Raw genomic sequence first — 25,994 nt, forward strand, 5'->3', positions numbered from 1 at the left:
CCGGGGCCGCTCGGCCGGGACGACGCGAACCGGCCGCCTGCCCGTGGTGACCACGGGAGGACGGCCGGCCGAAGGGATGCGCGGGGACGTCAGTTGTTGACGCAGGTGTTGCCGAACGCCGGGTTCAGCAGGCCGACGACGTTGATCGTGTTGCCGCAGAGGTTGACCGGGATGTGGACCGGGACCTGGATGACGTTGCCCGACAGCACGCCCGGGGAGTGGACTGCGGCGGCGTGCGCGTCGCTGTCGGCGGCGGCGATGCCGGCGGTGCCGGCCATGGCGGCGGCGGCGACGGAGGTGAGGACCAGGCCCTTCGCGATACGCGACATGGAGAGGTGCTCCTTGGAGGGTTGGAACAGACATCCGGGCGGGGGTGCCCGGCGCTGAGTCAACGCGCCACGCCCAGCGGGGTTGCGCCGCCAATGGGGTGATCCCACCGGAGGCACCACTGCACCATTCCGACACACTTGTCACGTTTCTCCGGATTAATACGGATAGCGACTAGAGTTGCGCATCTTCCGAAGTACCCCTATAGCCAGCAAATCGCACTCATAGGGGTCGTGCTTCTCGAAAGGGCGACGCCGGTCATGCGCATTTCACTGGGTCCGCTGCTGCGCCGCGCGGCGGCGGGCGTCCTCACGCTCGCCACGATCGGGGCGCCGGCCGCCGCCGCCCGGACCGCCGCGCCGCCCGCCCCGGAGTCGGAGCGCCTCGCCTTCACCCAGCGCTACCGGGCGCTCCAGCACGGCGGGATCGTCCGGGCGGCCAACTCCTCCATCAGCTGCCGTACGGCGGAGGCGTCGTGTCCGGCCGCGCGCGCGGGCGCGGGCGCCGCCAACGGGGACTTCGACATGGCCTACATCGACGTCGACCGCGACCCGAACACCTACAACTCCTCCCGCGCCCGGCTGCGCCTGCCCGCGGGCGCCCGGCCCTCGTACGCCCGCCTGTACTGGGGCGGCAACCTCCGGGTGGGCGAGCAGAAGCCGCCCAAGGACGACGGACGGGTGCTGATCGCCGAACCCGGCGGCCGGTACAAGGAGGTGCTCGCGGACACCGTCGTGGGCCACCGGAAGGCCGGCGGCGCGGACGCCTACCAGGCCTCGGCGGACGTCACCCGGCTGGTACGGACGAGCGGTTCGGGCCTCTATACCGTGGCCCAGGTCAACGTGGCGAAGGGCAGGTCGGCGGCGGGCGCCTGGGGCGGCTGGACGCTGGTCGTGGCGTACGAGAAGGCGCGGGAGCCGCTCCGTCACCTCGCGCTGTGGGACGGGTTCCAGGCGCTGGGCCCCGGCGCGGAGCTCGCGGTCGGGGCGCGGGGGCTGCGGCTGCCCGTGGGCGCCGGGGGCAGTGCCGGGCTGGTGGCGTACAACGGCGACCGCGGCCGTACCGGCGATTCGCTCACACTGTCGACCGGTCGTACAGCGCCGGTGGCCCTGGGCGACGGCGCGAACCCGCGCGACGACGTACTGAACTCGACGGTCAGCGAGCCGGGGGCGGCTCCGGCGGAGCGCGCGCCCGCGTACGCGAACACGCTCGGCTACGACTCCGATGTGTTCGATCTCCGCACGGCTCTGCGCTCCGGTGGTGACCAGCTGGCCTTCCGGCTCGTTGCGCCACGGGACGCGGCCTGGGCCGGGGCGCTCTTCGTCGCCGTCGACGCCCAGCAGTGAGGCGCGTTCCCGCCCGCAGTCCCGAGCGTCGTCCGTGAGCGAGGAAACCGCGCAATGCACCAGCCAGCAACCGCCCCCCGGCCCCGGGTCCTGCACCTCACCCAGCCCGTGGACGGCGGAGTCGCCCGGGTCGTCGTGGAGCTGACGCGGGCCCAGCTCACGGCCGGCCTGGACGTCACGGTCGCCTGCCCGGACGGCGGCCTCGCCACCGCCCTGCGCGCGCTCGGCGCGGACGTACGCCGGTGGGAGGCGACCCGCTCGCCCGGCCCTGCCCTCCCCAACGAGGTACGGCGGCTCACCCGCGTGATCGAACAGGTGCGGCCCGATCTGGTGCACGCGCACAGCGCGAAGGCGGGGCTGGCCGGGCGGCTCGCCGTGCGAGGCCGGATCCCGACCGTGTTCCAGCCGCACGCCTGGTCGTTCGAGGCCGTCGGCGGAGTGACCGCCGGGCTCGCGCGCGGCTGGGAGCGGTACGGCGCGCGGTGGGCCGGCCGGATCGTGTGCGTCAGCGAGGCGGAGCGGCGGACCGGGCTGCGGGCCGGCATCCGCGGCCGGTGGAGCGTCGTGCCCAACGGGATCGATCCGGAGCGCTTCCACCCGGCCGCCGTCGACACCGTACGGGCCGGGATCGAGGAGCTCGCCGGGGTCGATCCGGCCGCGCCGCTGGTGGTGTGCGTGGGGCGGCTGTGCCGGCAGAAGGGCCAGGACGTGCTGCTCCGCGCCTGGGAGGAGGTGCTGGACCGGGTGCCGCGGGCTCGGCTGGTGCTGGTCGGTGAGGGTCCCGAGCAGGGTGCGCTGCGGGCCGGGGCACCGGAGTCGGTGCTGTTCGCGGGCGCCGTGGAGGATGTCGCGCCCTGGTACCAGGCCGCCGATCTGGTCGTCCTGCCGTCCCGCTGGGAGGGCATGGCGCTGGCCCCGCTGGAGGCGATGGCGTGCGGGCGGCCGGTCGTCGTCACCGACGTGGCGGGCGCCCGCGAGAGCCTGCCGCCCGGTCTCACGTCCTGTTCCCTGGTCCCCTCCGACGACCCGGCCGCGCTCGCCGGGGCCGTGGCCGAGTTGCTGCTCGACCCGTTGCTGCGCGAGTCGCTCGGCCACCAGGGGCGCCAGTACGTCCTGTCCACGCACGACGCGCGGCACACCGCCGAGGCGATCGCGGGCGTCTACCGCGAGCTGCTCGGCACCGGCTCCGGCGCCCCGGAGGCGCACCGGAGGAACGCGGCCGTCACGCCCACCGAGTGCAGGGAGTCCATCCACTCGTGACTGCGGAAAGCACTGCGGAAAGCACCGTCCCCTCCCTCGGCGGACAGCCGCGGGACCACGGGCTCTCCCCCGTCCCGGTCATCACCCGGCGCGGCGGGGGCGGTTTCCGGTTCCCGCCGCGCCGGCCGCCCGCCCGTCCCGCCTCGCCGGTGCCGCTGCTCGCCGCGGATCTCGCCGCCGCCCTGCTGGGCGCCTCGGCGCTGACCGGCGCGGCCCGCCGGCCGCTCCTGGTGGGGCTGCTGGTCGCCGGGGCGATACTGCTGCGCCCGCACCGGCCCCGGACGGTGCCGCGGGTGCTGGACGAACTGCCCGCCGTCTGCGGCCGGATCGCGGTCGTCTGGCTGGCGGTCGGGGCGCTCGTCGCCGCGTACGCGCCCGACCGCTCGCTCTCCGCGCGCACCCTGCTGCTCGGCTTCCTCCTGCACTCGGCGGCGGACTGCGCGGCGCGGGGTGTGGTGCACGCGCGCAGCCGCCGCATCCTGCTGACCCGCCCGCGCAGCGCGCTGGTGATCGGTCCGGCGGCGACCGCGCAGCGGGTGGCGGCGGCGGTGCTGCGGCATCCGCAGTGCGGGGTGCGACCGGTCGGGGTCGTCGCCGAACACCCGGACGGCCCCGGGGGGTTGCCCGTGCTGACCACCGGCGAGGAGGTCGAGCGGGCGCTCATCCAGAACGGGGTGCGGGCCGTACTCACCGTGCATCCCGCCGTACGGTCCGCGCAGCGGCCGCTGTTGCGGGCGCTCGCCGAGTCGGGCTGCGCGGTCTGGGAGGTGGACGCCGATCCGCCGTCGTACGAGATGCGGGACCAGCTGGCCGGATTCTCGTGCCGCAGGCTGGAGTCTGGGTCAGGGCGGCGGGGCGGCGCGGGGAAGCGGGCGATCGATGTGCTGGTGTCGGGGGCGCTGCTGCTGGTGGCCGGTCCGCTGCTGCTGGTGTGCGCGACGGTGCTGCGGCTGACCGAGGGGCCGGGCGTCGTCTTCCGGCAGGAGCGCATCGGCCAGGACGGCCGCCCGTTCACGCTGCTGAAGCTGCGCACCCACCGGCCGGTCGACGCGCACGAGGCCGCGACCCGCTGGAGCGTGGCGAACGAGCACGAGATGAGCCGCTTCTGCCGTTTCCTGCGGCACTCCTCGCTGGACGAGCTGCTCCAGCTGTGGAACGTCTTCCGCGGCGACATGAGCCTGGTCGGCCCACGGCCCGAACGCCCCTATTTTGTCGGCCAGTTCAGCCAGACCTACCCCGGTTACGCGGCCCGGCACCGGATGCGGACCGGCATCACCGGACTCGCCCAGATCAACGGGCTGCGCGGTGACACCTCGATCGAGGACCGCTGCCGGTTCGACAACGCGTACATCGACAACTGGTCGCTGTGGCAGGACGTCTGCATCCTGCTGCGCACCGCGGCCACCCTCGTACGCCCGACGGGGAGCTGACCGTGAACCACCACGTACGCGCCGTCCTGCCCGTCCTCCCGGTGATCGCCGTGATCGCCCTGCTCGGTCTGCCGGTCGCCGCGTCGGGAGCGGGCGGGGCCGGCCCGGCCGACGCGGTCTCCGGCCTGACCGTGCTGTACTGCGCGCTCCGGCTGCTACGCCACCGGCGGCGCCCCCTGTCCCCAACGGCCGCCGCCGTCCTCGGAGTTCCGGTACTCGGACTCGCCGTCGCCGCCATGGGGGCCTCCTCGCCGGGCGCCGCGATCGGCGGTCTGGGCCGCTATCTGCAGATCTTCGTGCTCGTCCCGGCGGCCGTGGTGCTGCTCATCCGCGACCGCCGCGACTTCCGGCTGCTGGCCTGGTCGTTCGTCGGCCTGGCGCTGTGGCAGGGAGCGGTCGGCGTGCACCAGTACCTGACCCGGACCGGCGCCTCCTACCAGGGCGAGGACATCCGCGCGGTGGGCACCTTCGGACCCACCGACGTGATGGGCATGGCGACCGTGGTCGCCTTCGGTCTGATGTGCGCCCTCGCCCTCGCGTTGGGCCGAACCGCCGTACGGGAAAGGGCCGTTGCCGTCGGCTGTGGGCTCGCGCTGCTGCTCCCGCTGGCGCTCTCCTTCAGCCGGGGCGCCTGGATCGCGACCGCGGTGACCTGTGCGGTGCAACTGGCGCTGGCCGGGCTGCGGCGCGCCCTGAAGGTGGCCGCCGTCGCGGTCGCCGCCGGCGTGGTCCTGGTCGGCGGGCTCGGGGTGGGTTCGGCGCTGCTCCAGGAGCGCGTCGACAGCATCGGCCGGGTCACCGACGCCCCCGACCAGTCGGTGACCGACCGCTACACGATGTGGGCCGCCGCGATCGGCATGTGGCGCGAACACCCGCTGACCGGCGTCGGGTTGAAGGGCTTCCCCGAACACCGGGACGGACACGCCTCGTTGGCGCTCTCCTCGGGCAGCGACACGGCCGGCGCGGGCTCCGGCTACCTCAAACAGCCACTGCTCTCCCCGCACAACATGTACCTGCTGGTCCTCAGCGAACAGGGCCTGATCGGTCTGGTCGCGCTGGCCGGCAGCTGGCTCGCCCTGCTCGTCCGCGCGCTGCGCGGCCTGGTCCTGGTCCGCCGTACCGGGCGCCCCGGCCTGGAGTGCGCGCTGGTCTCCAGCGGTCTCCTGATCTGGCAGCTGATCGACTTCTGCTACGCCGACATCGGCGGCCCCTCCACCGTGCTGACCGCGGTCTGCTTCGGGCTGGCCGCCTGGTGGCCGCTGGCCGGCGGGGCCGCCGAGCCGCTGCCCGTGGCGCCGGCGCCGGTGCGGGCGGCCGTCGAGGAGGCGCTGGCGCGATGACGGTGACGCCTCCCCGGGCCGACACGGCCGCCGACGCCGACGGTGCGCTGGTGCTGCCGTCGGCGCGCGCCGCCCCGTCGGCGCCGGCCGAGGCCCCGGCAGCCGAACAGGCGCCGCTCGGCGGGGGGTTGCTCGCCAGGGCGGCCCTCGTCACGGCCGCCCTGGCGGTCGCCGGGGCGCTGCTGGGCCTGGTCCGGGACCAGGCGCTGGCCCGGCTCTTCGGGGCCGGCAGCGACACGGACGCGTTCCTGGTCGCCTGGACCCTGCCGGAGTTCGCGGCCACGCTGCTCATCGAGGACGGGCTGGCGTTCGCCCTGATCCCCGCCTTCAGCGCGGCGCTGGCCCGCCGCGCCCGGGGCGGCTACGGCGATCCGGTGCGGACCCTGGTCGGCGCCACCCTGCCCCGGCTCACGCTGGCCTTCGTCGCGGTGTCGGCGCTGCTCGTCGGCACGGCCCCCTATCTGGTGGAGGCGCTGGCGCCGGGCCTGCCCGACCCCGCGCTCGCCGTCGACTGCACCCGGTTCACCGCGACCTGCGTACTGAGCTTCGGGCTGGCCGGGTACTGCAGCGCGGTCCTGCGGGCGCACCGCCGGTTCCTGACGCCCGCGGCGATCTACGTGGCGTACAACGCCGGGATCATCGCCGGGATGTTCACCCTCGGCGGCCACTGGGGGGTGCGCTCGGCGGCGGCCGGGGTCGCGGTCGGCGGCCTCCTCATGGTCGTGGTGCAAGTGCCGTCGCTGTGGCGCCAGTTGAAGGGTGACCGGCAAGCAGGCCCGCAGCCGGTCGCCACCGGGACGGCGGCCCGTCCGATGAATTTCGCGCTGTTCGCGACCGTCCTGCTCTTCGCGCTCTGCCGGCAGTCGCAGATCCTCATCGAGCGCTTCCTCGCCTCCCCGCTCCCGGCCGGCGCCATCTCCCATCTCAACTACGCGCAGAAGGTCGCGCAGATGCCGATGATGCTCTCCCTGATGGTGTGCACGGTCACCTTCCCGGTGGTCGCGCGGGCGCTCGCCGACGGCGACACCGAGCGGGCCCGCAACCGGGTGGAGCGGGATCTCGCCCTGGCCTCCTGCCTGGTGCTGCTGGGCGCCGCCACGGTCATCGCCTGCGCCCCGCAGATCATCGAACTCCTCTTCCAGCGCGGCCAGTTCACTCCCGGGGACACGGCCGCGACGGCGGGCGTGATGCGGATCTACGCGCTCGGACTGCTCGGCCAGACGCTGGTGGGCGTCCTGGTCCGCTCGTTCTTCTCGGCGGGCCGCCCGACCTGGTACCCGGTCGGCGCGATGGCCGCCGGCATCGTCGCCACCGCCTGGATCGGCGCCTGCACGGTGGGCCCCTGGGGCGTGCTGGGCATCGCCGCCGCCAACGCCACCGGCATCACCGTCGCCGCCGTTCTCCTGCTGTGCGGCACGGGCCCGCGCAGCGTCCCGATCCGCACCCGCCGGGTGCTGGCGGAACTCACCCGGCCGCTGCGCGCCGCACTGGTCGCCACCGTGGCCGGGGCGTTCGTCGCGGACCGGGTGGCCGCCCCGCCGGCCGGTCTCGCCGCCGGCGCCGTCACCGTCACCGTCGTCTTCGTCCTGCTCGGGTGGGCCCTGGACGCCCAGGGCTTCGCCCCCGCCCTCAGTTCCGTACGTTCCGTCACACGAAGGCTCACGCATGGCCGCTTCCGTTGATACCCCCACCACCGGCAGACGCGTCACGCCCCGCCCGGGCCCGGTCCCGTGGGTGGCGATGTACCACTCCGTGGGCGACTGCTCCGACGACCCCTACCGCATCACCGTCACCCCCGACCGTCTGGAACGGCAGCTCCACTGGCTGCGCGGGCGCGGGCTGCGGGGCGTCTCCGTGGTGGAGCTGCTCGCCGCCCGGGCCCGGGGCGAGGGCCGGGACCTGGTCGGTCTCACCTTCGACGACGGGTACACCGACTTCGTCGACAACGCCGTTCCGCTGCTGCGCCGTTGGGGCTGCGGAGCCACCCTGTTCGTGCTGCCCGGCCGGCTCGGCGGTGAGAACGCCTGGGACCCGTTGGGCCCGCGCAAGCCGCTGCTGACCGCCGACGGCATCCGGCAGGCGGCGGAGGCGGGCGTGGAGATCGGCTCGCACGGCCTGACCCACGTCGACCTCACCCGGGCCGACGACACCGCGCTGCGCGCCGAGGTCACCGAAAGCCGGGCGCTGCTGGCCGAGTTGACGGGCACCCGGATCGAGGGGTTCTGCTACCCGTACGGCACCCTCGACCAGCGCGCCGTCGACGCGGTGCGCGAAGCCGGTTACACCTATGCCTGCGCCATCGACCCCGGCCCGCTCAACGGCCCGCACGCGCTGCCCCGCATCCACATCGGGCAGAACGACACCGGTGTACGACTCTTCCTCAAGTACCGGCTGCACCGGCTGCGCCGGCGTCCCGTGGAGGGGCTGCGATGAGGACCCTGCACATCATCACCGGCCTCGGCGTGGGCGGTGCCGAGCAGCAACTACGCCTGCTGCTGCGGCACTTGCCCGTCGAGTCCGAGGTCGTCGCACTCACCAACCCCGGCGCGGTCGCCGCCGGGCTGACCGCCGACGGGGTGCGCGTCCACCACCTCGGGATGGCCGGCAACCGCGACCTGGCCGCCCTCCCCCGCCTGGTCCGGATCATCCGCGACGGCGGCTACGACCTGGTCCACACCCACCTCTACCGCGCCTGCGTCTACGGCCGGATCGCCGCCCGGCTGGCCGGTGTCAAGGCCGTCGTCGCCACCGAACACTCCCTCGGCGACTCGCAGATGGAGGGCCGCGGCCTCACCCCGGGCATCCGCGCGCTGTACCTCGCCAGCGAACGCCTGGGCCGCTGCACGGTCGCCGTCTCCCCCACGGTCGCCGACCGCCTCGGCCGGTGGGGCGTGCCCGCGCCCCGCATCGAGATCGTCCCCAACGGCATCGACCTGGCCCGCTTCCGCTTCGACCCGGCCGAGCGGCTGCGCACCCGCGAGCACCTCGGCCTCCCTCCGGACGCGTACGTCGTCGGGGGCGTCGGCCGCCTCACCGCCGCCAAGCGCTTCGGCGTCCTCGTCCACGCCCTCGCGCAACTCCCCTCCGATTACCGGCTGTTGCTGGTCGGCGGTGGCCCCGAGGAGCCCGCGCTGCGGCGCACCGCCCGGCGCGCGGGCGTCGCCGACCGGGTGCTGTTCACCGGCGAACGCCCCTACCTGCGCGACGGCGGCCCCGGCCCCGACCTGCCCTCGCTCACCTCGGCGATGGATCTGCTCGCCTCGCCGTCCCCCGAGGAGGCCTTCGGTCTGGCCGTCCTGGAGGGCCTGGCGGCGGGCCTCCCGGTGCTCTACACCTCCTGCCCCGCGATCGAGGACCTGCCGCCGGACAGCGCGGCCCGCGCCCGCCAAGTCCGGGGCGGGCCAACGGAGTTCGCCCGCGCACTGGCGGCTTCGCGAGCCGAGGGGCCGGGTCCGCGCACCGCGCCCGAAGCCGCCCATCACTACAGCATCGCCCGCAGCGCCGCCCAGCTCATGGACGTGTACGCCGCCGCGGTCTCCAGCCCGTCGTCCCCCTCACTCCAGGGAGCCAGTTCCGCATGACCGAGAACCGACAGCACCTCCCCCTCACCCACGCCAGGGCGTTCCCCGCCTGGAGCCTGCTCGCGGCCGGCATCGTCGCCGGCGGCCTGCTCGGCGGCGGCTACGGCGTCCTGAAGCCCCCCACCTACACGGCCACCAGCTACGTCGTCGCCGTACCGACCGACAAGGCCGACCCGTCCTCGGCGCTCGGCTTCGCGCAGGCCTACGGCCGGGTCGCCACCCAGCTCGCGGTGCTCGGCGACGCCCAGGTGTGGGCGGGCGTACCGGTGAGGACGCTCCAGTCGAGCGTGCAGACGGCGACCTCGCCGGACGCGCCCATGGTCGCCGTCACCGCCACCTCCTCGCGCGCCGACCTCGCCGCCGACATGGCCAACGCCGTCTCCCGCTCGCTGACCGTGCACGCCAACGACACCAAGTCGAGTACGCACGTCGAACTCCAGCAGTTCGCCCGCGCCGTCAGGCCCACCGCCCCCACCTCGGCCTCGCCCCGGGTGACGACCCTGGTCGGCGCGAGCGCCGGCGGACTGCTCGGCGGCCTGGCGCTGCTGGTCCGGCCCCGCCGCGTCGTCGTGGAGGAGCCCGGCCGCCCCGCCTCGGTGCCCAGCCCGGCCACCGCGGCCGACGTCCTGTGAACCGGTCGTACACCACGGAACTCGTCACCGACGACCGCTCCTTCGCCGGGCTCGCCCCGGCCTGGGGGCGGCTCTACCGCGAGTGCGGCGCGGCGACCCCGTTCCAGAGCCACGCATGGCTGCACTCCTGGTGGCTGTCGTACGGCCGAACCGGCCGGCTGCGGCTGCTCCTGGTGCGCGACGGCGCCGAACTCGTCGCCGCCGCCCCCCTGATGCTGGTCCGCCGCCCGGTACCCGCGCTCGTACCGCTGGGCGGGGCGATCTCCGACTACGGGGACGTCCTGCTCGACGACGGGCGCGGGGACCGGGCGGTCGCCGCGCTCACCGAGGGCCTCGCCGCCGCGGCCCGCACCGCGCTGATCGACTTCCGCGAGGTGCGGCCGGGCGGCGCCGTCGAGCGGGTCTACGACCGCTGGAGCGGCCCGTGCCGCCGGGTGAGCGACTCGCTCTGCCTGGAGCTGCCCGCCGTCCCGATGGACGAACTCGTCGCCCGGCTCCCCTCCTCGAAGGCGCAGCGGGTGCGCGCCAAGCTCCGCAGGCTGACCGCCCTCGGCGTCGAGCGCCGGATCGTACAGGCGGAGGGGGTGGACCGGGCGCTGCGGCGGCTGCTCGAACTGCACCAACTCCAGTGGCAGGGACGGAAGGTGACGTCCGAGCATCTCCAGACGCGGTTCTGTGAGCACCTCGTGCGCTCGGTCGGTCCGATGGTCCGCTCCGGGGACGCCGTCGTCACCGAGTTCCGGCTCGACGAGGACGTCGTCGCCGTCGACCTCACCCTGCTCTCGCGCCGGCTCGCGGGCGGCTATCTGTACGGGGCGCATCCGCGGCTGCGGGAGCGGAAGGCGGACGTGGCGGTGATGCTGCTCGACGCGTGCGCCGAGCACACCGGCGCCGACGGGCCCGGCACGCTCAGCCTGCTGCGCGGCGAGGAGCCGTACAAGTACCACTGGCGGCCCGAACCCGTCGTCAACCAGCGGCTGTTGATGGCCCGGCGGCGCACCGCGCCGCTGATGTCGGCGGTCGTCTGCGACGTGGCCGCGCGCCGCCGGGGCAAGGAGGCCGTACGGAGGTGGCGGGAGCGCGATGGCGACGACTCCTGAGCGGGCCGCCGCCTCCGGCTCACCGGCCGCGCTGCCACCAGTCCAGGCGCACGCAGAGCTTCCCGCCGAGCCAGTACTCGACCCAGTCGCCCAGTTCCACGGGTGAGCAGTTCTCCGGGTGCTCCGGCGTCGGCGGGGTGGGCACGCCGGGCGGCCTGCTCGGTCTGCTCGGCTTGGCGGGCTTGGGGACCGTCGCAGGGGCGTCGTCGGTGCGGCCGAAGAGGGCCGACCGGTAGATCTCCGACGACTGGGGGTTCTGCCCGCACTGCCACACACCGTGCGGGCAGTAGTCGGTCAGCGTGTTGTACAGCGTCTTGTGTTGGTCCATCCAGGCGAGCATGCCGCGCATGTATTCCGCGTTGTCACCGTTGCGGAAGAGTCCCCATTCAGGATAGGAAATGGGTTTGCCGTGGGATGTGGCGAAATCCACTTGTGCCTGGAGTCCGTAGGGCTCTTTCACCTGTTCGTCGAAGGTCAGCCCGGAAGGCTGGTCGTATGAATCCATACCCACGATGTCGACCGCGTCGTCCCCCGGATAACACTCCGTCCAGGGAATGGCATCCCGCCCGCGACTCGGTGCGAAGTCGAAACGGAATCTCTGGCCCGGCACCGAACGCATGGTGGTGACGATCCTGTTCCAGTACTTCTTCCAGGCCTCCGGGTCCGGCCCGCAGCGAGAGGTGTACGTGGAGCCGTTCATCTCCCAGCCGAGCACGATCACCGTGTCCGTCGCCCGCAGCGCGACCAGTCGCTCGGCCAGGGCCCTGAAGTGGTGATCGAACTCCCCGGCGGCGCCGTCGCCCAGCAGCCGGCGCACCTCCGGGTCGGAGACGTTCTCCTCGTTGCGCTCCAGCATCGGCACGTTCAGGACGAGCATCCGGTCCTTACGCTCCCGCCGCCAGTCCGCCCACACGTCGAGGAAACCGGGCGGCCCCTCGATGTTGCTCCACCGGTCCCCCGGCAGGTACGTGTGGCCGACGCGCAGCTCGGCGCCGCCCAGCCAGTGACTCAACTCGGCCATACGGGCCACCCCTTGGGCACCGAAGTCGAGGTAGGCGCCGAAGGCGGGCGGAGCCGGTCCGGGCGCGGCGACGGGCGCGGCGAGCGACGGCGGGACGGGGACGGCCGGGACGGCGGAGGACGGTGCGGGGACGGCCGAGGGGGCGGACGGGGTGACGGGGGGGACGGCCTCCGGCGCCTTCGGGATGACCGGGGTCTTCGGAACGACCGGGGTCTTCGGAACAGCGGGGGTAACGGGCTGGACGGCCGGGCCGACCCCCGCGGGCGCCGGCGAGGCCGGACCCGGAGCGGGAGGTTCGGCGGCCCGCGCCACCCCCGCGGCGTGACCCGGACCCGATGCCAGTGCCGCCGACGCGGCGACCGTCACGGCGATGACGGCCAGCCGTCCGCCACGGGGCCTTCGCTGTTGTGGAGCCATGCCTGCTCCTCCCTTCTCTCGCGCTGTCCGCTGCCTCTGCTCTGTCCGCTACTGACACTCAGTCATATGAATGCGAATTGCGCCAGCGGCATTACGGCTAACGAGTGTTTTGATCGCCCGCACGAGTGACTTGAGCCGAAAGAAGAAGTCCGTGTCGCTGCTCGACACCCGCGTCCCCGCCGTTCTGCTGCGGATCGACCGGAATCCCTTTCACCACGGAACGCTGGGCGCCGTTCGCTCGCTCGGCCGTGCGGGAGTGGAAGTGCACGTGGTCGCCGATTCCACCGGAAGCCCCGTCCGCGCCTCCCGTTTCGTCCGTCGGCTGCATCCCCCGCCGCCGCCCGGCGCATCCCCCGGTGACATCGCCGCGGTGCTGCGCCGGGTGGCCGCCCGGATCGCGTGTCCCGCCGTACTGGTGCCGATGGACGACGCGAGCGCGATCGCCGTGGGCCGGCTGCGGGAACAGCTGGCGCCCGCCTACCTGCTGCCGCAGCAGCCCTGCGCGCTGCCCGAACGGGTCGCCGACAAGGCCGAACTGGCCGCCGTCTGCGCGGGCGCCGGTCTGCCGCACCCGCGGACACTGATCCCGGACAGCCCCGCCCAGGCCGCGTCCGCCGCCTGGCGGCTGGGGCTTCCGGTGGTGGCGAAGTGGAGCAGGCCCTGGCTGCTGCCGGCCGGGACCGGGCTGCGCAGCACAGTCGTGGTGCGTTCGGCGCAGGAGGCGCGCGAGCTGTACCTGCGCACCGACGAGGCGGGCAGCCGGCTGCTCCTCCAGACGTTCCTGCCGCCGGGCCCCGACCGCGACTGGTTCTTCCACGGCTACGTCGACCGTGCGGGCGCGGTACGCGGCGGCGGAGCGGGCCGCAAACAGCTGTCGTGGCCGCGCGGCGCGGGCCTGACCGCGGTCGGCCGGTGGACGCCCAACCCCCGGGTGCGGACGCTCGCCGAACGCCTCACCGGCGAACTCGGCTACCGGGGCATCCTCGACCTCGACTTCCGCCGCTGCGGCACCACCGGCGACTACCACCTGCTCGACTTCAACCCGCGCCCCGGCGCCCAGTTCCGGCTCTTCGCCGACGGCGCGGGCCTGGACGTCGTACGCGCCCTGCATCTGGACCTGACCCGGCGTCCGCTGCCGGATGAACTGCCGTTGCCCGGGCGGGAGTTCGTGGTGGAGAACTACGCGCCGCTCAGCGCGCTGCGGCCGGCGCCGGCCGGACGCGAGCTGGCCTGGCACGCGGCCGACGACCCGGGGCCCGGCCGGTCGATGTGGGCCCTGTGGGGTCTGCACGTGCTCCGCCGGCTCCGGCAGCGGCTCGGCGGCGCGAACCCGGCGGCGCCCGCCGCGCCCGGCCCGGCCGGCGTGCCCGCACCGGCCGGAGCACCCGACGCACGCCCCGACGACGCGTCCCCCGGCCCGTCCAACGATCTGTCCGGCGCCCTGTCCGGTGTGCTGGCCGACGACGAGAAAGCGAGCAGCTGCTGATGTACGACCTGCTGGTGGTGGGCGCGGGCCCGTACGGCCTGTCCATCGCGTCCCACGCCGCGGCCGCCGGGCTGGACCTGCGGGTCTTCGGCCGGCCGATGGCGTCCTGGCGCGACCACATGCCCCGGGGCATGTTCCTCAAGTCCGAGCCCTGGGCCTCCAACCTGTCCGACCCCGGGGGCAGCCGGCGGCTCGACGTGTACTGCGCCCGGCGGGGCGTGACGGCCCGGCACGCGGAACCCATCCCGGTCGAGATGTTCGCCGACTACGGCCTCTGGTTCGCCCGGCACGCCGTGCCCGAGATCGACGAACGCACCGTGGTCCGGATCGCGCCCGTACCCGGCGGCTTCGAGGCGGTGACGGAGGACGGAACGGTGGTGTACGGCCGTACGGTCGCGCTGGCGGTCGGGGTCATGCCGTTCACCGAGATCCCCCCGGCGCTGCGGGGCCTGTCGCCCGCGCTGGTCTCGCACAGCAGCCACCACAGCTCGCTGGACCGCTTCCGGGGCCGGGACGTCACGGTGGTCGGCGGCGGCCAGGCGGCCCTGGAGACGGCCGCCCTGCTGGCCGAACTGGGTTGCCGGGCACGGGTGTTGGCCCGTGCCGAGGAGCTGCGCTGGAACGACGTACCGCCCCCCTGGCAGCGCCCCCGGTGGCAGTCGGCCCGCGCCCCGCACAGCGGCCTGGGCTGCGGCTGGCGCAACTGGTTCTACGCGGAACGCCCCGCCCTCTTCCACCGCCTGCCCGAGTCCACCCGGGCCCGGATCGCGGCCACCGCGCTGGGCCCCGCGGGCGCCTGGTGGGTACGCGACCGGGTCGAGCCGGCCGTGGAGGTGCTGCTGGGGCGCGAGATCGCGGCGGCCGGACCGGTGCCGGGCGGGGTGCGCCTCGCAACGATCGACCGCGCGGGCGGGGTGGTGCGGTCACTGGAGACCGAACACGTCATCGCGGCCACCGGGTTCAGGGCGACGACCGGACGCCTCGGCCTGCTCTCCCCCGAACTGCGCGGCGCCCTGGCGACGCTGGCCGACGGCTCCCCCGAGATCGGCCGGGACTTCGAGGCCTCCCACCCCGGTCTCTTCATGGCGGGCCTGCTCACGGCCTCGGGCTTCGGCCCGGCGATGCGCTTCGTCCACGGCGCGACCTTCACGGCGGGGACCCTCGTACGCGGGGTACGGCGCCGTCTGCGCACCGGCCCGCGCGGCGAGACGATCCCGGCCTCCGGGAACCCGCTCCGCCACCGGGTCCCGACCGCCGCACACCGTTGAACCACGGCCCGAACGGGTACCGGACGCGGACGTCCGGCACCCGGGGCGCCGGTGCCTGTCCGGCGGATCAGGTCGCGGGGCGGCGGCGCCCGGGCGGCACCGCCGGCCCGGCCTCCGCGACCCGATCCGGACGACCGGCGCCAGTGCCGCGGCAGGCAACGTCTGCCCGTGAAAAAGCGGCGTCAGGTGCGTGCTCTGCGGGTCCCCCCGGCCGGAGGCCGGGAAAGGGCCGGCCGGAAGTCGTCACTGGACGGACTGGACACACTCGGGCTTTCGGCCGGTGCGGCGAGAGCGCGTGCATGGCGTCGCGACGGGACGAATGTCGCCAGCTGCGGCACTAGCGACGGGACTCGGCGCGTCCGCGCCGGTACAGGATCATGCCGGCGGCGAGCAGCGCCGCGCTGGCCGCCGAGGTCGCCACCATGGCCTCACTGCCGGTGTGGGCCAGGGTGGGCGGCGCCGCGTAGTGCACGTGGGTGGCGGGCGGCGCGTGGTGACGGCCCGTGGTCGGGGGCGTGTGGTGGCGTCCGGTGGACGGGGGTGTGCGGTGACCTCCGGTCGGGGGCGGGGAGTGGTGATCACCCGTGGGCGGCGGGGTGTGGTCGCAGTGGTGCGGGGTGTCACCGTAGCCACCGGTGCCGCCTCCGCCGTGGTCCGAGCCGTACCCCGGGCCCTCGTCCGAGGAGCCGTAGGCGTCCTCGTCGTGTGACCGGTGCTGCGCGGTCTGGTGGTGCGAACTCGACTGATTGGCACAGGAGTTGCCGAAGGTCGGGTTGAGCGCGGCCACCGCGTCGACGGTGTTGCCGCAGACGTTGACCGGTACGTCGACCGGCACGGAGACGTTGTTGCCGGAGGCGACACCCGGCGAGTCCGTGGCGGCGCCGACGGACTGTGCGTCGGCCATGGCGGGTTGGCCGTACAGGGACAGAATGCTCGTCGCGGCGGCGGCCGCGACCATTCCCTTGCTCAGGGTCTGTCGCATTTCTCGTGGTCTTCCTGCTGGTAGAAGTGGGAAAAAGACCGGCCCCGGAACGGCGAACAGCTCGCTCCGGGGCCGGCCGTGCCACAGCCGGTGCGGCTGGAGCGGGATGACGTCAGTCGTTGACGCAGACGTTGCCGAACGCCGGGTTCAGGAGGCCGACCACGTTGATGGAGTTGCCGCACACGTTGACCGGGACGTGGATCGGGACCTGGATGACGTTGCCCGACAGCACGCCCGGGGAACCGACGGCGGCACCCTCGGCGCCGGCGTCGGCGAAGGCCGGGGCGGCCATGCCTAGAGCCATGATCACGCCGGTGACGACAGCTGCGCTCTTCTTCATGAAGTTTCCCTTCTCCGCGGTCATGCCCTGTGACGGCCGAAACCGAGCGAGCCCAGTTGAATGGCTCGCACCATGACCCGCAGGCTGTAGAACGAGGGACGGACGAGCGAAGAAACTACGGAACGCGTGTCGCCCGCGAATTCACTCCAACGCCTTCGCGCGCGAACGGCTTCGAGACCCCCATATCCGAGGAAACGCTTCCTCGAACAGCGAACAGCGAACAGTGGACAGCGGACAGCGGAAAGGGCCCGGGCCGGCCCGCCGCACGAGAGAGCCGTACGGAATGCGGGACGGCCCAGGCCCTTTCGGGGTGACCGGTCAGTGGTTGGCGACACCGTTGCCGGACAGGACCGGGATCTGGTCCAGGAGGTGCGACAGCGGCTCGTCGCCCTTGGCCTGCGTCGAGTTCTCGGCGCACTGCTGGTTCTGCGGCGAGGACAGGATCGGGACGTCCTGGACGGCGATCGGCACGACACCCACGAGGGAGCCGACGTTCGCCTTGAGCGGCAGGCCGACGCAGAGCTTGTTGAGCGAGCTCTGCACCAGCGTGGCCTGGGGGCTCAGGTTGCCCTTGGTCACGGAGTTGCCGAACGCGGAGTGGGCGCCGTTGCCGCTCGCGGACGTGGTGCCGCTGTCGTCACCGATGGCAAGCGCCTGGGGCGCCACCGCCGCCGACGCGCCGACCACGGACGCGGCGACCGCCGCCGCGGCCATTGCCTTCTTCAGCATTTCGCTTTCCTTTCCCGGCCTCACGGCCAAGACAGATGTGTCTGCGTCGGCATCAACCCCGAACGGACCGAATGGTTGCGGGAGTTCACCCGGGTGGATCGTCAGACGGCCCGGAATTCCCGGAAAACCGGGGGGGTCGACGGGCTCCGCGCCCGGTCGTCGCGATAGGCCATCGGAGTGAACGGCAGCATCCAACGCGGCCCGGAGCAGTTGACCAGACCGCTCCGGTGGACGGGGTTTCTCCAGAAGGGACTAGCAAGTGATCAAGAAGGTTTTGGCTTCCGCCGCGGTCGCCGCATCCGTCGTCGGTGCCTCCGCTGCCGTCGCGCCGCAGGCCATGGCCATCGGCAACGACCACGGCACCACGTCCGCCAGTGGCAACGGTGCCTCGCAGGCGTTCGGCAACTCGGCCACGTACGGCAACATGAGCCCGCAGATGGCGCTCATCCAGGGTTCGCTGAACAAGCCCTGCATCGGGCTGCCCGCCAAGGCGAACATCGGCTCCCTCGTGGGTGTCGTGCCGATCGCCGTCCAGGACGTCCCGATCCTGTCCTCGCCGCAGAACCAGCAGTGTGTCGAGAACTCGACGCAGGCCAAGGGCGACGAGCCGCTGTCGCACATCCTGGACCAGATCCCGGTCCTGTCCGGCAACGGCACCGCCAACCACTGATCCAGGCGTATCACCGGACTCACCGCAGAACCCTGGGCTCGGTCTCCGAGCCCGGCCGACGGGCCGCCGAGAGCAACGGCGGCCCGTTTCGCCGTCTCCGCGGCCGGCCTGCCGGGGGCCGGCCGGCCGCCGTCACCGGGCGGTCGGGAACCGCCGGCGGCGGGGTGCGGGGCACGGCGCACTCGGGGGCGTGATCCGCGCTCCGCACGCTGGGCCGATCGGGGCACAGTCCGCAACCCCGGACGGGTTACGGCCGTTGACGATCATGCAGCTCCTCCCCGGAGTCCGCTTTTCGAAGGGAACGAACATGAAGAAGCTGTGGGCAACCGCGGCCATTGCCGCCTCCGTCGCCGGTATCGGCGCCGCGGCCGCCCCCCAGGCGCTTGCCATCGGTGACGACAGCGGCACCACGTCCGCGAGCGGCAACGGCGCTTCGCAGGCGTTCGGCAACTCGGCCACGTTCGGTGACATGAGCCCGCAGCTGTCGCTGGTCCAGGGTTCGCTGAACAAGCCCTGCATCGGCCTGCCCGCCAAGGCGAACGTCGGCTCCCTCGTGGGTCTTGTGCCGATCGCGGTCCAGGACGTCTCGGTCCTGTCCTCCCCGCAGAACCAGCAGTGCGTCGAGAACTCGACGCAGGCCAAGGGCGACGAGGCGCTGTCGCACATCCTGGACCAGATCCCGGTCCTGTCCGGCAACGGTGCGGGCAACGGCTGAGCACCAACTCCACGGCGGGTCACCGGTCTTCCCGGTGGCCCGCCGTTCTGCGTGTCCGGGGCACCCCAGGGCCCCTACGGCACCCCTAGGAGACGATGTCCTTGCCCGCGAAGCCCCGGAAGGCCAGGGCGAAGAGCACCAGCGCGTACGTCACCGAGATCGACGCGCCCTGGATCATGCCCGACCACTCCAGGTGGGGCTGGACGGCGTCGGCCCAGGCGAACTGCCAGTGCGCGGGCAGGAAGTCGCGCCAGTGGCCGAGGGCCGTGACGGCGTCCAGGACGTTGCCCACGATGGTGAGACCGACCGCGCCGCCGACCGCGCCCAGGGGTGCGTCGGTCTTCGTGGAGAGCCAGAACGCCAGCCCGGCGGTGACCAGTTGGGAGACGAAGAGGTACGCCACGACCACCAGCAGCCGCTGCGTCGCCGTGCCCGCGGAGAGCGCGCCGCCGGTGGGGATCTCCAGCGGGCCCCAGCCGTAGGCGGCCGTACCGACGGCGAGGGCGACGACCGGCAGCAGGATCATCGCGGCCAGGGAGAGCCCGAGGCCGACGACCAGCTTGGACCAGAGCAGCCGGGCCCGGGGCACCGGCGCGGCCAGCAGATAGCGCAGCGAGGACCAGCCGGCCTCCGAGGCGACGGTGTCCCCGCAGAACAGCGCGACCGGGATGACCAGCAGGAAGCCCGCGGAGACGAACAGGTTGACCGCGGCGAAGTTGGCGCCGGACGCGGTGGCCGTGTCCATCAGGGTCACCTGGGAGTTGCGCTCGCCCGGGGTGCCGCCGATCGCGAAGGCGACGACCAGGACGAAGGGCAGCGCGGCGAGGATGCCGCCCATGACCAGCGTGCGCCGGCGCTTGAACTGCCGGAGCAGCTCCACCCGTAGGGGCAGGGTGCGGCCGGCCCGGTAGCCGGCGGCGACCTCGACGGGGGCCGGGCCGTTGGCGAGGGTGCTCACGCGGAGCCTCCGATCAGGGTGAGGAAGGCGTCTTCGAGCCGGCGGTGCGGGCCGACCGAGGCGACGGGCACTTCGAGCCGTACGAGTTCGGCGATCAGGCGGGGTGCGCTGCCGTCGGGGCCGAGGCGGACCAGGAGTCCGTCGTCGGTGGGGACGACGGAGACCACGCCGGGCAGGGTGGCGACCTTCTCGACGACGGGCTCGTCGAGCGGGGTGCCGGTGCCGACCAGGAGCGTGTCGCCGGAGCCGATGATGTCGCGCACCGGGCCCGCCTGGACGAGCCGGCCGCGGTCCATCACCACCAGGTGGGTGCAGGACTGCTCGACCTCGGCGAGCAGATGGCTGGAGACGATGACCGTGCGGCCGGCCGCCGCGTAACGGATCATCACCTCGCGCATCTCGCGGATCTGCGGCGGGTCGAGCCCGTTGGTCGGCTCGTCGAGGATGAGCAGGTCCGGGAGGCCGAGCATGGCCTGGGCGATGGCGAGGCGCTGGCGCATGCCCTGGGAGTAGGTGCGGACCGCGCGGGCGAGCGCGTCACCGAGGCCCGCGATCTCCAGGGCCTCCGCCAGCTGGGCGTCCTCCGGGGGCCGCCCGGTCGCCTGCCAGTACAGCTCCAGGTTCTCGCGGCCGGAGAGGTGCGGGAGGAAGCCGGCGCCCTCCACGAAGGCGCCGACCCGGGACAGTACGGGCGCGCCCGGCCGGATCGCGTGGCCGAAGACGCGTACCTCGCCGGCGTCCGGGGCGATCAGGCCCATCAGCATGCGGAGCGTGGTCGTCTTGCCGGCGCCGTTCGGCCCGAGGAGGCCCAGCACCTGGCCCTTCTCCACGCGGAAGGAGAGCTCCCGTACCGCGTACCGGTCCGCCGACTTGGCGTACCGCTTGCTCAACCCGGTGATCTGGAGCGGGACTTCGGCCAGCTCGGGGTCGGGTGGTGCGGACACCGTGCGCCGGCGGCCGGCCAGCAGCAGGGCCAGCGCCGCCATCGCGCCGGCGAGCGGGAGCCACCACACCCAGGACGGCAGGGGAGCCGCCGCGGTCGTGACGCCGGGAGCCGTCGGGACGTCGAGACCGCTCCTCAGGGTGACGGTGTAGGTCGCGGGGGCGGCGGGCGAGGCGTATCCGAGGTCCGTGGAGGCGAGGACCAGGCTGAGGTGGTGGCCCTTCTGCACGTCGTGGTCGACGGCCGGGAGGGTGACCGTCACGTCCTTGCCGGTTCTGGATCCCTCGACCCGGAGGGGGGTCACCAGCTGGGAGGGGAGCACCTGTTGGGTGCCGGACGGGCCGACGTCGTAGACCTTGGCGAAGAGGACGGCCTCGTCGTCGGTGGACCTCACGTGCAGGGTGACCCGGGGCGAGCCGGTGATCCGGAGGTCGTCGGCGACGGGCGCCGAGTCGAACCGGGCGTACTGGCCGGGGAAGTCGAGGGAGATGCCGACGCCCAGGGCGGAGAGCTGGGAGAGGCCGCCGGAGCCGCCGAGGCCGGGCAGGGCGGAGACGGCGGGCGGGCTGCCGCCGGCCGGGTTGGCGAAGCTCTGCTCGCGCCGGCCGGACAGGGCGAGGGAGCGCGGGTCGCTCTCCAGGCCCGGGTAGGTGACACCGCTCGCGCCCCGCAGCAGGGCGGCCCCGTCGGTGGCGTCGACGCCTCCGGTGCGGGTGACGCGGAAGGCCGGGCCCGTGTCGGTGTGCGGGTCGTCCTTGAGGTAGCGGTCGAACCACGAGGCGGTACGCGCCTGGACGCGGCTGGTCTCCAGGTCGCCGCCGTCGTGGCCGCCCGCGATCCAGTCGACGTCCACGGGGGCGCCGTTCGCCTTGATCGCCTTCGCGGCCAGGTCGGCCTGGCCGAGTGGGAAGAGGGAGTCGGTCTGGCCCTGGAGCAGCAGCGTCGGCACGTTGATGCGCGAGGCGACGGCGGACGGTGAACGCCCTTCCAGGAGGGCGCGTGCCTGGGCGTCGGGCTTCCCTGACTCGGCGACCCGCTCGTACATCGCGCACAGCTGCGGCTCGAACTGGGCGCAGCCGCCACCGGAGTTGACGAAGATGCCGGCCCACAGTCTCTTGAAGACGCCGTTCGGGAAGAGCGCGTCCGCGAGGTTCCAGTACGTGATCGCCGGGGCGATCGCGTCGACCCGGTCGTCGTGTCCGGCGGCGAGCAGGGAGATCGCGCCGCCGTACGAAGCGCCCGCCACGCCCACGCGCGGGTCGCCGGGTTTGTCGAGCCGGACCTCCGGCCGCTTCGCCAGCCAGTCGATCAGCCGGGAGACGTCCTCGACCTCGCCCTGGGGATCGTTGAGCCCGATCTTGCCGGTCGACTTCCCGAAGCCGCGGGCCGACCAGGTGAGCACCGCGTACCCGTCGGCGGCCAGGTCCTCGGCCTGCTGCCGTACGTCCGCCTTGCTGCCGCCGAAGCCGTGCGCGAGCAGGACGGCGGGGCGGCGGCCGGACGTGCCGGAGGTGAAGTACGAGGTGTCGAGGCGTACGCCGTCGACGGCCATGACACGGTCGGAGCGGTGCACTTCCGGCGGGGTGTCGGAGGCCACGGCCGTCCAGGTGCCCGCGGCGGCGAGCGCGACGACGGCGGCAGCGGCGACGGCGGCCGTCCGGCGCCGGGGGCGTCGCGGTGCCCGCCAGCCGGGGAGTCGAAGATCCATGCGTCAACGGTACGGGGCGCCTCCGACAGTCGGGGCAGACCCTGGGGGGAACCCGGCGGCCCCGGCGTACCGCGCCTGGTGTACGGCCGGCTACTCCGACGCCTCCGGGAGGGCGCGCTGGTCCTCCGGGAGGGAGACCAGCCACCGGGTCTCCTTGCGCGGGCGGAGGTACAGGGCCCAGTAGAGGGTGGCGAGCGCCGTGATGCCGCCCGTCCACAGCAGGTATCCGGTCTCCTGTCGGCTGAGGACGTACGCCAGGACCGCGATCAGCACCATCGGCACCGCGGGCCACAGGGGCATGCGCCACGCGTGCGTGCGGCCGTGCGCGCCGCGCCGGGCGAGGAGGGCGGCCACCGCGACGAGGAGGTACATGCCGGTCACCGAGACGCCCGTCACGCCGTACAGGGTGTGTAGGTCGACGAAGCAGAGCACCGCCCCGGGGACGCCGACGGCGAGGGTGGCGACCCAGGGGGAGCCGAAACGGCCGAGCCTGGAGAGGAGGGAGTTGACCGGGCCGGGCCAGGCCTGGTCGCGGGCGGAGGCGAAGAGGACGCGGGAGTTCTGGATGACCATCACGATGCCCGCGTTGATGATGGCGAGGGCGACGCAGAGGCTGACGAAGGTGCCGACGGCGGAGTCGGACCAGGCGGTGACCATCCGGCCGATGTCGCCGCCGGTGAGGGCGGCGAGGTCCGGGGCGCCGACCGTGATGGCGGCCACGGGGACCAGGATGATCACGGTGGAGATCGCGAGGGTGGCGATGACCGTGCGGGCGACGTCGCGGCGCGGGTTCTCCAGCTCCTCGGAGAGGTAGACGGCGGTCGAGAAGCCCTGGGTGACGAAGAGGGCGATCGCCAGCCCGGAGACGACCAGCATGGCCGTGACGGTGTCCGTGTGGCCGCCCGTCCCCGCCACCCGCATCGAGACGAGGCTGCCCGCACCGCGGTGGGCGTGGGTGAAGCCGAGGAGGGCGACGACTCCGGCCGCGATGACTTCGAGGACCAGGAAGACGCCGGTGATCCAGGCGTTGGCCCGCAGGTCCAGCAGGCCGGCGAGGGTGGCCAGGAGCATGACGCCGGCGCCGGTCGGGGCCGGGGCGAGGTGGACGATCGGCGCGAGGTAGTCGGCCGTGCCCATGGCGATCACCGGCGGGACGATCATCACGACGAGCAGGGAGAGGACGAAGACCAGCCAGCCCGCCAGCCGGCCCGCCAGCGTCGACACCATGGCGTACTCGCCGCCGGCGCTGGGGATGAGGGTGCCCAGTTCGGCGTAGCAGAACGCGACGGCGACGCAGAGGAGGGAGCCGATCGCGATCGTGAGGGCGGTCGCGGTGCCGAGCGTGCCGAAGAGGTCGGGCACCACGACGAAGAGCGTGGAGGCGGGCGTCACGCAGGAGAGCGTCAGCAGGGTGCCGCCGACGATGCCGATGGAACGCTTCAGCTGCCGCGGACCACGGGAGCTGTCCGGCGCCTCGGCGAGGGCGGCCTCGGGGGCCTCGGCGGTGGGGAGGGTGTCGGTCACGGGGCTGATGGAACAGGGACGTAAACCGTCACGTCAATGGGTGTTCACCTGCGGAATCCGCAGATATCACCGGGCACGGGAGCCGTGATCGGCACTTCGGAGCAGTGCCGGCCGTGGATCCGCGCCGTGCGGGAACCGCAGCGCGCGGGGCGAAAAAAAGGGGGCCGTCCGCGATGCGGACGGCCCCCGGCCGCTCTCAGTGGTTGCGCGGGAACCCGAGGTCGACGCCGGTCGGGGCGTCGGCCGGGTCGGGCCAGCGGGTGGTGACGACCTTGCCGCGGGTGTAGAAGTGCGTCCCGTCGTTGCCGTAGACGTGGTGGTCGCCGAAGAGGGAGTCCTTCCAGCCGCCGAAGGAGTGGTAGCCCACGGGGACCGGGATCGGGACGTTCACGCCGACCATGCCGGCCTCGATCTCCAGCTGGAAGCGGCGGGCCGCGCCGCCGTCCCGGGTGAAGATCGCGGTGCCGTTGCCGAACGGCGAGTTGTTGATGAGGGCGACACCCTCCTCGTAGGTGTCGACGCGCAGCACGCACAGCACCGGGCCGAAGATCTCGTCCTGGTAGGCCTTGGCGGTGGTGGGCACCTTGTCGAGGAGGGAGATGCCGAGCCAGTGGCCGTCCTCGAAGCCCTCGACCGTGTGGCCGGTGCCGTCGAGCACGACCTCGGCGCCCTCGGCCGCCGCGCCGGTGACGTAGGACGCCACCTTGTCGCGGTGTGCGGCGGTGATGAGGGGGCCCATCTCCGAGGCCGGGTCGTTGCCGGGGCCGATCTTGATCTTCTCGGCGCGTTCGCGGATCTTCGCCACCAGTTCGTCGCCGACCGCGCCGACCGCGACGACGGTCGAGATCGCCATGCAGCGTTCGCCCGCGGAGCCGTAGGCGGCGGAGACGGCCGCGTCGGCCGCCGCGTCCAGGTCGGCGTCCGGCAGGACCAGCATGTGGTTCTTGGCGCCGCCCAGGGCCTGGACGCGCTTGCCGTTGGCGGAGGCGGTGGTGTGGATGTGGCGGGCGATCGGGGTCGAGCCGACGAAGGAGACGGCCTTGACGTCCGGGTGCTCCAGCAGGCGGTCGACGGCCACCTTGTCCCCGTGTACGACGTTGAAGACGCCGTCCGGCAGTCCGGCCTCGGCGAGCAGTTCGGCGATCTTCACCGACGCCGACGGGTCCTTCTCGGACGGCTTCAGCACGAAGGTGTTGCCGCACGCGATGGCCAGCGGGAACATCCACATCGGGACCATCGCCGGGAAGTTGAACGGCGTGATGCCCGCGACGACGCCGAGCGGCTGCCGGATCGACGACACGTCGACCCGGCTCGCGACCTCGGTCGACAGTTCGCCCTTGAGCTGCACGGTGATGCCGCACGCCAGCTCGACGATCTCCAGGCCGCGCGCGACCTCGCCCAGCGCGTCGCTGTGCACCTTGCCGTGCTCGGCGGTGATGAGCTCGGCGATCGCGTCCCGGTTGGCGTCCAGCAGGGCGCGGAACTTGAAGAGGATGGCGGTGCGCTTGGCGAGCGAGGAGGTGCCCCAGGTCGCGTAGGCGTCCTTGGCGGCGGCGACGGCCGCGTCGACCTCCTCCACGGTGGCGAAGGGGACCTTCGTGGTGACCGCGCCGGTCGCCGGGTCGGTGACCGGCCCATAGCTGCCCGACTCCGCTGCGGTGCCCGCTACGGGCTTTCCGCCGATCCAGTGGTTGACGATCTTCGTCATGCCCAGATGCTCCTTCACAGATGGCGGCGTCGGGTGGAGACGTGCCGTTGGTACAGCTCTCGTGCCTTGTCCGCGGCCGGCCCGGTCGCGGCCACGGGTACATCCCACCAGTCCTGCGCCGGGGGCGCGCCCGACACTGTGTCTGCGGTTTCGGTGTCCGCGTAGACACAAGTGGGAGTGTCCGCGGCCCGCGCCCCGGCGAGTGCCGCGCGCCGCTCCCGGACGGTCTTGGCGCGCGGTACGCGCATCCCCCGACCGGCCGCGTCGGCGGCGGGGTCGAGGGGGTCGGCGGGGTCGGCGGGGTCGCCGGAAAGCGCAGCCCCGGCGGGGGAACCCTCGGCAGGCCGAGGGCGGCGGAACGCCGTGCCGAGCCGTTCGGCGCCGACCGCCTCCGAGTAGGTGCGCACCGCGTGGGCCGTCCGCGCGGACGTCGCTCCGTACGCACCGGCGGGAAACACGCACGGCCGGACCCGGCCGTCCGGAGCGCCGGTCCCGAAGTCGGCGAACCT

General features: G+C 73.6%; 22 protein-coding genes and 1 pseudogene. 13 read left to right on the forward strand and 10 right to left on the reverse strand.

All coding sequences use genetic code 11. The features are described from left to right. Positions 1 to 89: 89 nt before the first annotated feature. Positions 90 to 329 carry a chaplin gene (locus tag ABZT12_RS05865; protein WP_356377842.1) on the reverse strand — a complete coding sequence of 80 codons (240 nt, stop codon included), beginning with the start codon at positions 327 to 329 and terminating at the stop codon, positions 90 to 92. Between the two features lie 258 nt (positions 330 to 587). Here ABZT12_RS05865 and ABZT12_RS05870 point away from each other — a divergent pair, with 258 nt between their 5' ends. From ABZT12_RS05870 to ABZT12_RS05910, 9 genes are read left to right on the forward strand one after another with little or no spacing between them, the layout of a single operon-like run. After that, positions 588 to 1,673, forward strand: coding sequence for a DUF3344 domain-containing protein (locus ABZT12_RS05870; protein WP_356377845.1), 1,086 nt, complete (start codon positions 588 to 590; stop codon positions 1,671 to 1,673). 54 nt (positions 1,674 to 1,727) lie between these two features. After that, the gene (locus tag ABZT12_RS05875) at positions 1,728 to 2,933 is read left to right on the forward strand and encodes a glycosyltransferase family 4 protein (RefSeq protein ID WP_356377848.1); all 1,206 of its coding nucleotides are present in this window, start codon (positions 1,728 to 1,730) and stop codon (positions 2,931 to 2,933) included. Next, positions 2,930 to 4,363 (forward strand): exopolysaccharide biosynthesis polyprenyl glycosylphosphotransferase, encoded by a 1,434-nt coding sequence (locus ABZT12_RS05880; protein WP_356377851.1) that lies wholly within the window; start codon positions 2,930 to 2,932, stop codon positions 4,361 to 4,363. The genes ABZT12_RS05875 and ABZT12_RS05880 overlap by 4 nt, the downstream gene beginning before the upstream one ends. Positions 4,364 to 4,365: 2 nt before the next feature. After that, positions 4,366 to 5,703, forward strand: a complete 1,338-nt coding sequence (locus tag ABZT12_RS05885) for an O-antigen ligase family protein (protein WP_356377855.1) — start codon at positions 4,366 to 4,368, stop codon at positions 5,701 to 5,703. Then, a complete protein-coding gene (locus ABZT12_RS05890; RefSeq protein ID WP_356377858.1) occupies positions 5,700 to 7,385 on the forward strand; it encodes a lipid II flippase MurJ in 1,686 nt (561 codons plus the stop codon). Before ABZT12_RS05885 ends, ABZT12_RS05890 begins: the two co-directional genes overlap by 4 nt. Next, entirely contained in the window at positions 7,369 to 8,136 is a 768-nt protein-coding gene (locus ABZT12_RS05895) for a polysaccharide deacetylase family protein (protein WP_356377862.1), read from the forward strand. The genes ABZT12_RS05890 and ABZT12_RS05895 overlap by 17 nt, the downstream gene beginning before the upstream one ends. Beyond that, entirely contained in the window at positions 8,133 to 9,284 is a 1,152-nt protein-coding gene (locus tag ABZT12_RS05900; protein WP_356377865.1) for a glycosyltransferase, read from the forward strand. Before ABZT12_RS05895 ends, ABZT12_RS05900 begins: the two co-directional genes overlap by 4 nt. Further along, entirely contained in the window at positions 9,281 to 9,916 is a 636-nt protein-coding gene (locus ABZT12_RS05905) for a lipopolysaccharide biosynthesis protein (protein WP_356377868.1), read from the forward strand. The genes ABZT12_RS05900 and ABZT12_RS05905 overlap by 4 nt, the downstream gene beginning before the upstream one ends. Beyond that, the gene (locus ABZT12_RS05910) at positions 9,913 to 11,016 is read left to right on the forward strand and encodes a GNAT family N-acetyltransferase (protein ID WP_356377871.1); all 1,104 of its coding nucleotides are present in this window, start codon (positions 9,913 to 9,915) and stop codon (positions 11,014 to 11,016) included. The genes ABZT12_RS05905 and ABZT12_RS05910 overlap by 4 nt, the downstream gene beginning before the upstream one ends. A gap of 19 nt (positions 11,017 to 11,035) precedes the next feature. Here ABZT12_RS05910 and ABZT12_RS05915 read toward each other — a convergent pair whose 3' ends face one another. Continuing rightward, positions 11,036 to 12,454, reverse strand: coding sequence for a glycosyl hydrolase (locus ABZT12_RS05915; RefSeq protein ID WP_356377874.1), 1,419 nt, complete (start codon positions 12,452 to 12,454; stop codon positions 11,036 to 11,038). A gap of 151 nt (positions 12,455 to 12,605) precedes the next feature. Here ABZT12_RS05915 and ABZT12_RS05920 point away from each other — a divergent pair, with 151 nt between their 5' ends. Both ABZT12_RS05920 and ABZT12_RS05925 read left to right on the forward strand, forming a co-directional pair. Next, positions 12,606 to 13,940 (forward strand): ATP-grasp domain-containing protein, encoded by a 1,335-nt coding sequence (locus tag ABZT12_RS05920; protein ID WP_356377877.1) that lies wholly within the window; start codon positions 12,606 to 12,608, stop codon positions 13,938 to 13,940. Continuing rightward, positions 13,940 to 15,208, forward strand: coding sequence for an FAD-dependent oxidoreductase (locus ABZT12_RS05925; RefSeq protein ID WP_356377880.1), 1,269 nt, complete (start codon positions 13,940 to 13,942; stop codon positions 15,206 to 15,208). Before ABZT12_RS05920 ends, ABZT12_RS05925 begins: the two co-directional genes overlap by 1 nt. A 337-nt stretch (positions 15,209 to 15,545) precedes the next feature. On the opposite strand, the gene ABZT12_RS05930 is transcribed toward ABZT12_RS05925, so the two are convergent. The 3 genes from ABZT12_RS05930 to ABZT12_RS05940 form a co-directional block, all read right to left on the reverse strand. Next, positions 15,546 to 16,190 carry a chaplin gene (locus ABZT12_RS05930; protein ID WP_356377883.1) on the reverse strand — a complete coding sequence of 215 codons (645 nt, stop codon included), beginning with the start codon at positions 16,188 to 16,190 and terminating at the stop codon, positions 15,546 to 15,548. 112 nt (positions 16,191 to 16,302) lie between these two features. Next, the gene (gene chpD, locus ABZT12_RS05935; protein WP_356377887.1) at positions 16,303 to 16,530 is read right to left on the reverse strand and encodes a chaplin ChpD; all 228 of its coding nucleotides are present in this window, start codon (positions 16,528 to 16,530) and stop codon (positions 16,303 to 16,305) included. A gap of 318 nt (positions 16,531 to 16,848) precedes the next feature. Continuing rightward, a complete protein-coding gene (locus ABZT12_RS05940; RefSeq protein ID WP_356377890.1) occupies positions 16,849 to 17,259 on the reverse strand; it encodes a rodlin in 411 nt (136 codons plus the stop codon). 259 nt (positions 17,260 to 17,518) lie between these two features. Between ABZT12_RS05940 and ABZT12_RS05945 the strand changes: the two genes are divergently transcribed. Both ABZT12_RS05945 and ABZT12_RS05950 read left to right on the forward strand, forming a co-directional pair. Further along, positions 17,519 to 17,929 (forward strand): rodlin, encoded by a 411-nt coding sequence (locus tag ABZT12_RS05945; protein ID WP_356377893.1) that lies wholly within the window; start codon positions 17,519 to 17,521, stop codon positions 17,927 to 17,929. A 307-nt stretch (positions 17,930 to 18,236) separates the two neighbouring features. Beyond that, positions 18,237 to 18,644, forward strand: coding sequence for a rodlin (locus tag ABZT12_RS05950; protein WP_356377896.1), 408 nt, complete (start codon positions 18,237 to 18,239; stop codon positions 18,642 to 18,644). An 85-nt stretch (positions 18,645 to 18,729) separates the two neighbouring features. Here ABZT12_RS05950 and ABZT12_RS05955 read toward each other — a convergent pair whose 3' ends face one another. The 5 genes and pseudogenes from ABZT12_RS05955 to ABZT12_RS05975 form a co-directional block, all read right to left on the reverse strand. Beyond that, entirely contained in the window at positions 18,730 to 19,602 is an 873-nt protein-coding gene (locus ABZT12_RS05955; RefSeq protein ID WP_356377899.1) for an ABC transporter permease, read from the reverse strand. Then, on the reverse strand, positions 19,599 to 22,253 hold the full coding sequence (locus tag ABZT12_RS05960; protein ID WP_356377902.1) for an alpha/beta fold hydrolase: 2,655 nt from the start codon (positions 22,251 to 22,253) through the stop codon (positions 19,599 to 19,601). Before ABZT12_RS05960 ends, ABZT12_RS05955 begins: the two co-directional genes overlap by 4 nt. A gap of 90 nt (positions 22,254 to 22,343) precedes the next feature. Next, complete coding sequence (locus tag ABZT12_RS05965; protein WP_356377905.1) at positions 22,344 to 23,777, reverse strand: APC family permease; 1,434 nt, start codon at positions 23,775 to 23,777, stop codon at positions 22,344 to 22,346. 196 nt (positions 23,778 to 23,973) lie between these two features. Beyond that, positions 23,974 to 25,485, reverse strand: a complete 1,512-nt coding sequence (mmsA, locus tag ABZT12_RS05970; protein ID WP_356377908.1) for a CoA-acylating methylmalonate-semialdehyde dehydrogenase — start codon at positions 25,483 to 25,485, stop codon at positions 23,974 to 23,976. Between the two features lie 14 nt (positions 25,486 to 25,499). Continuing rightward, positions 25,500 to 25,880 (reverse strand): annotated as a pseudogene (locus ABZT12_RS05975) (3D-(3,5/4)-trihydroxycyclohexane-1,2-dione acylhydrolase (decyclizing)); the annotation flags it as partial. Positions 25,881 to 25,994 lie beyond the last annotated feature (114 nt).

It is taken from the genome of Streptomyces sp. NPDC005423 (assembly GCF_040606415.1).
GTDB lineage: Bacteria > Actinomycetota > Actinomycetes > Streptomycetales > Streptomycetaceae > Streptomyces.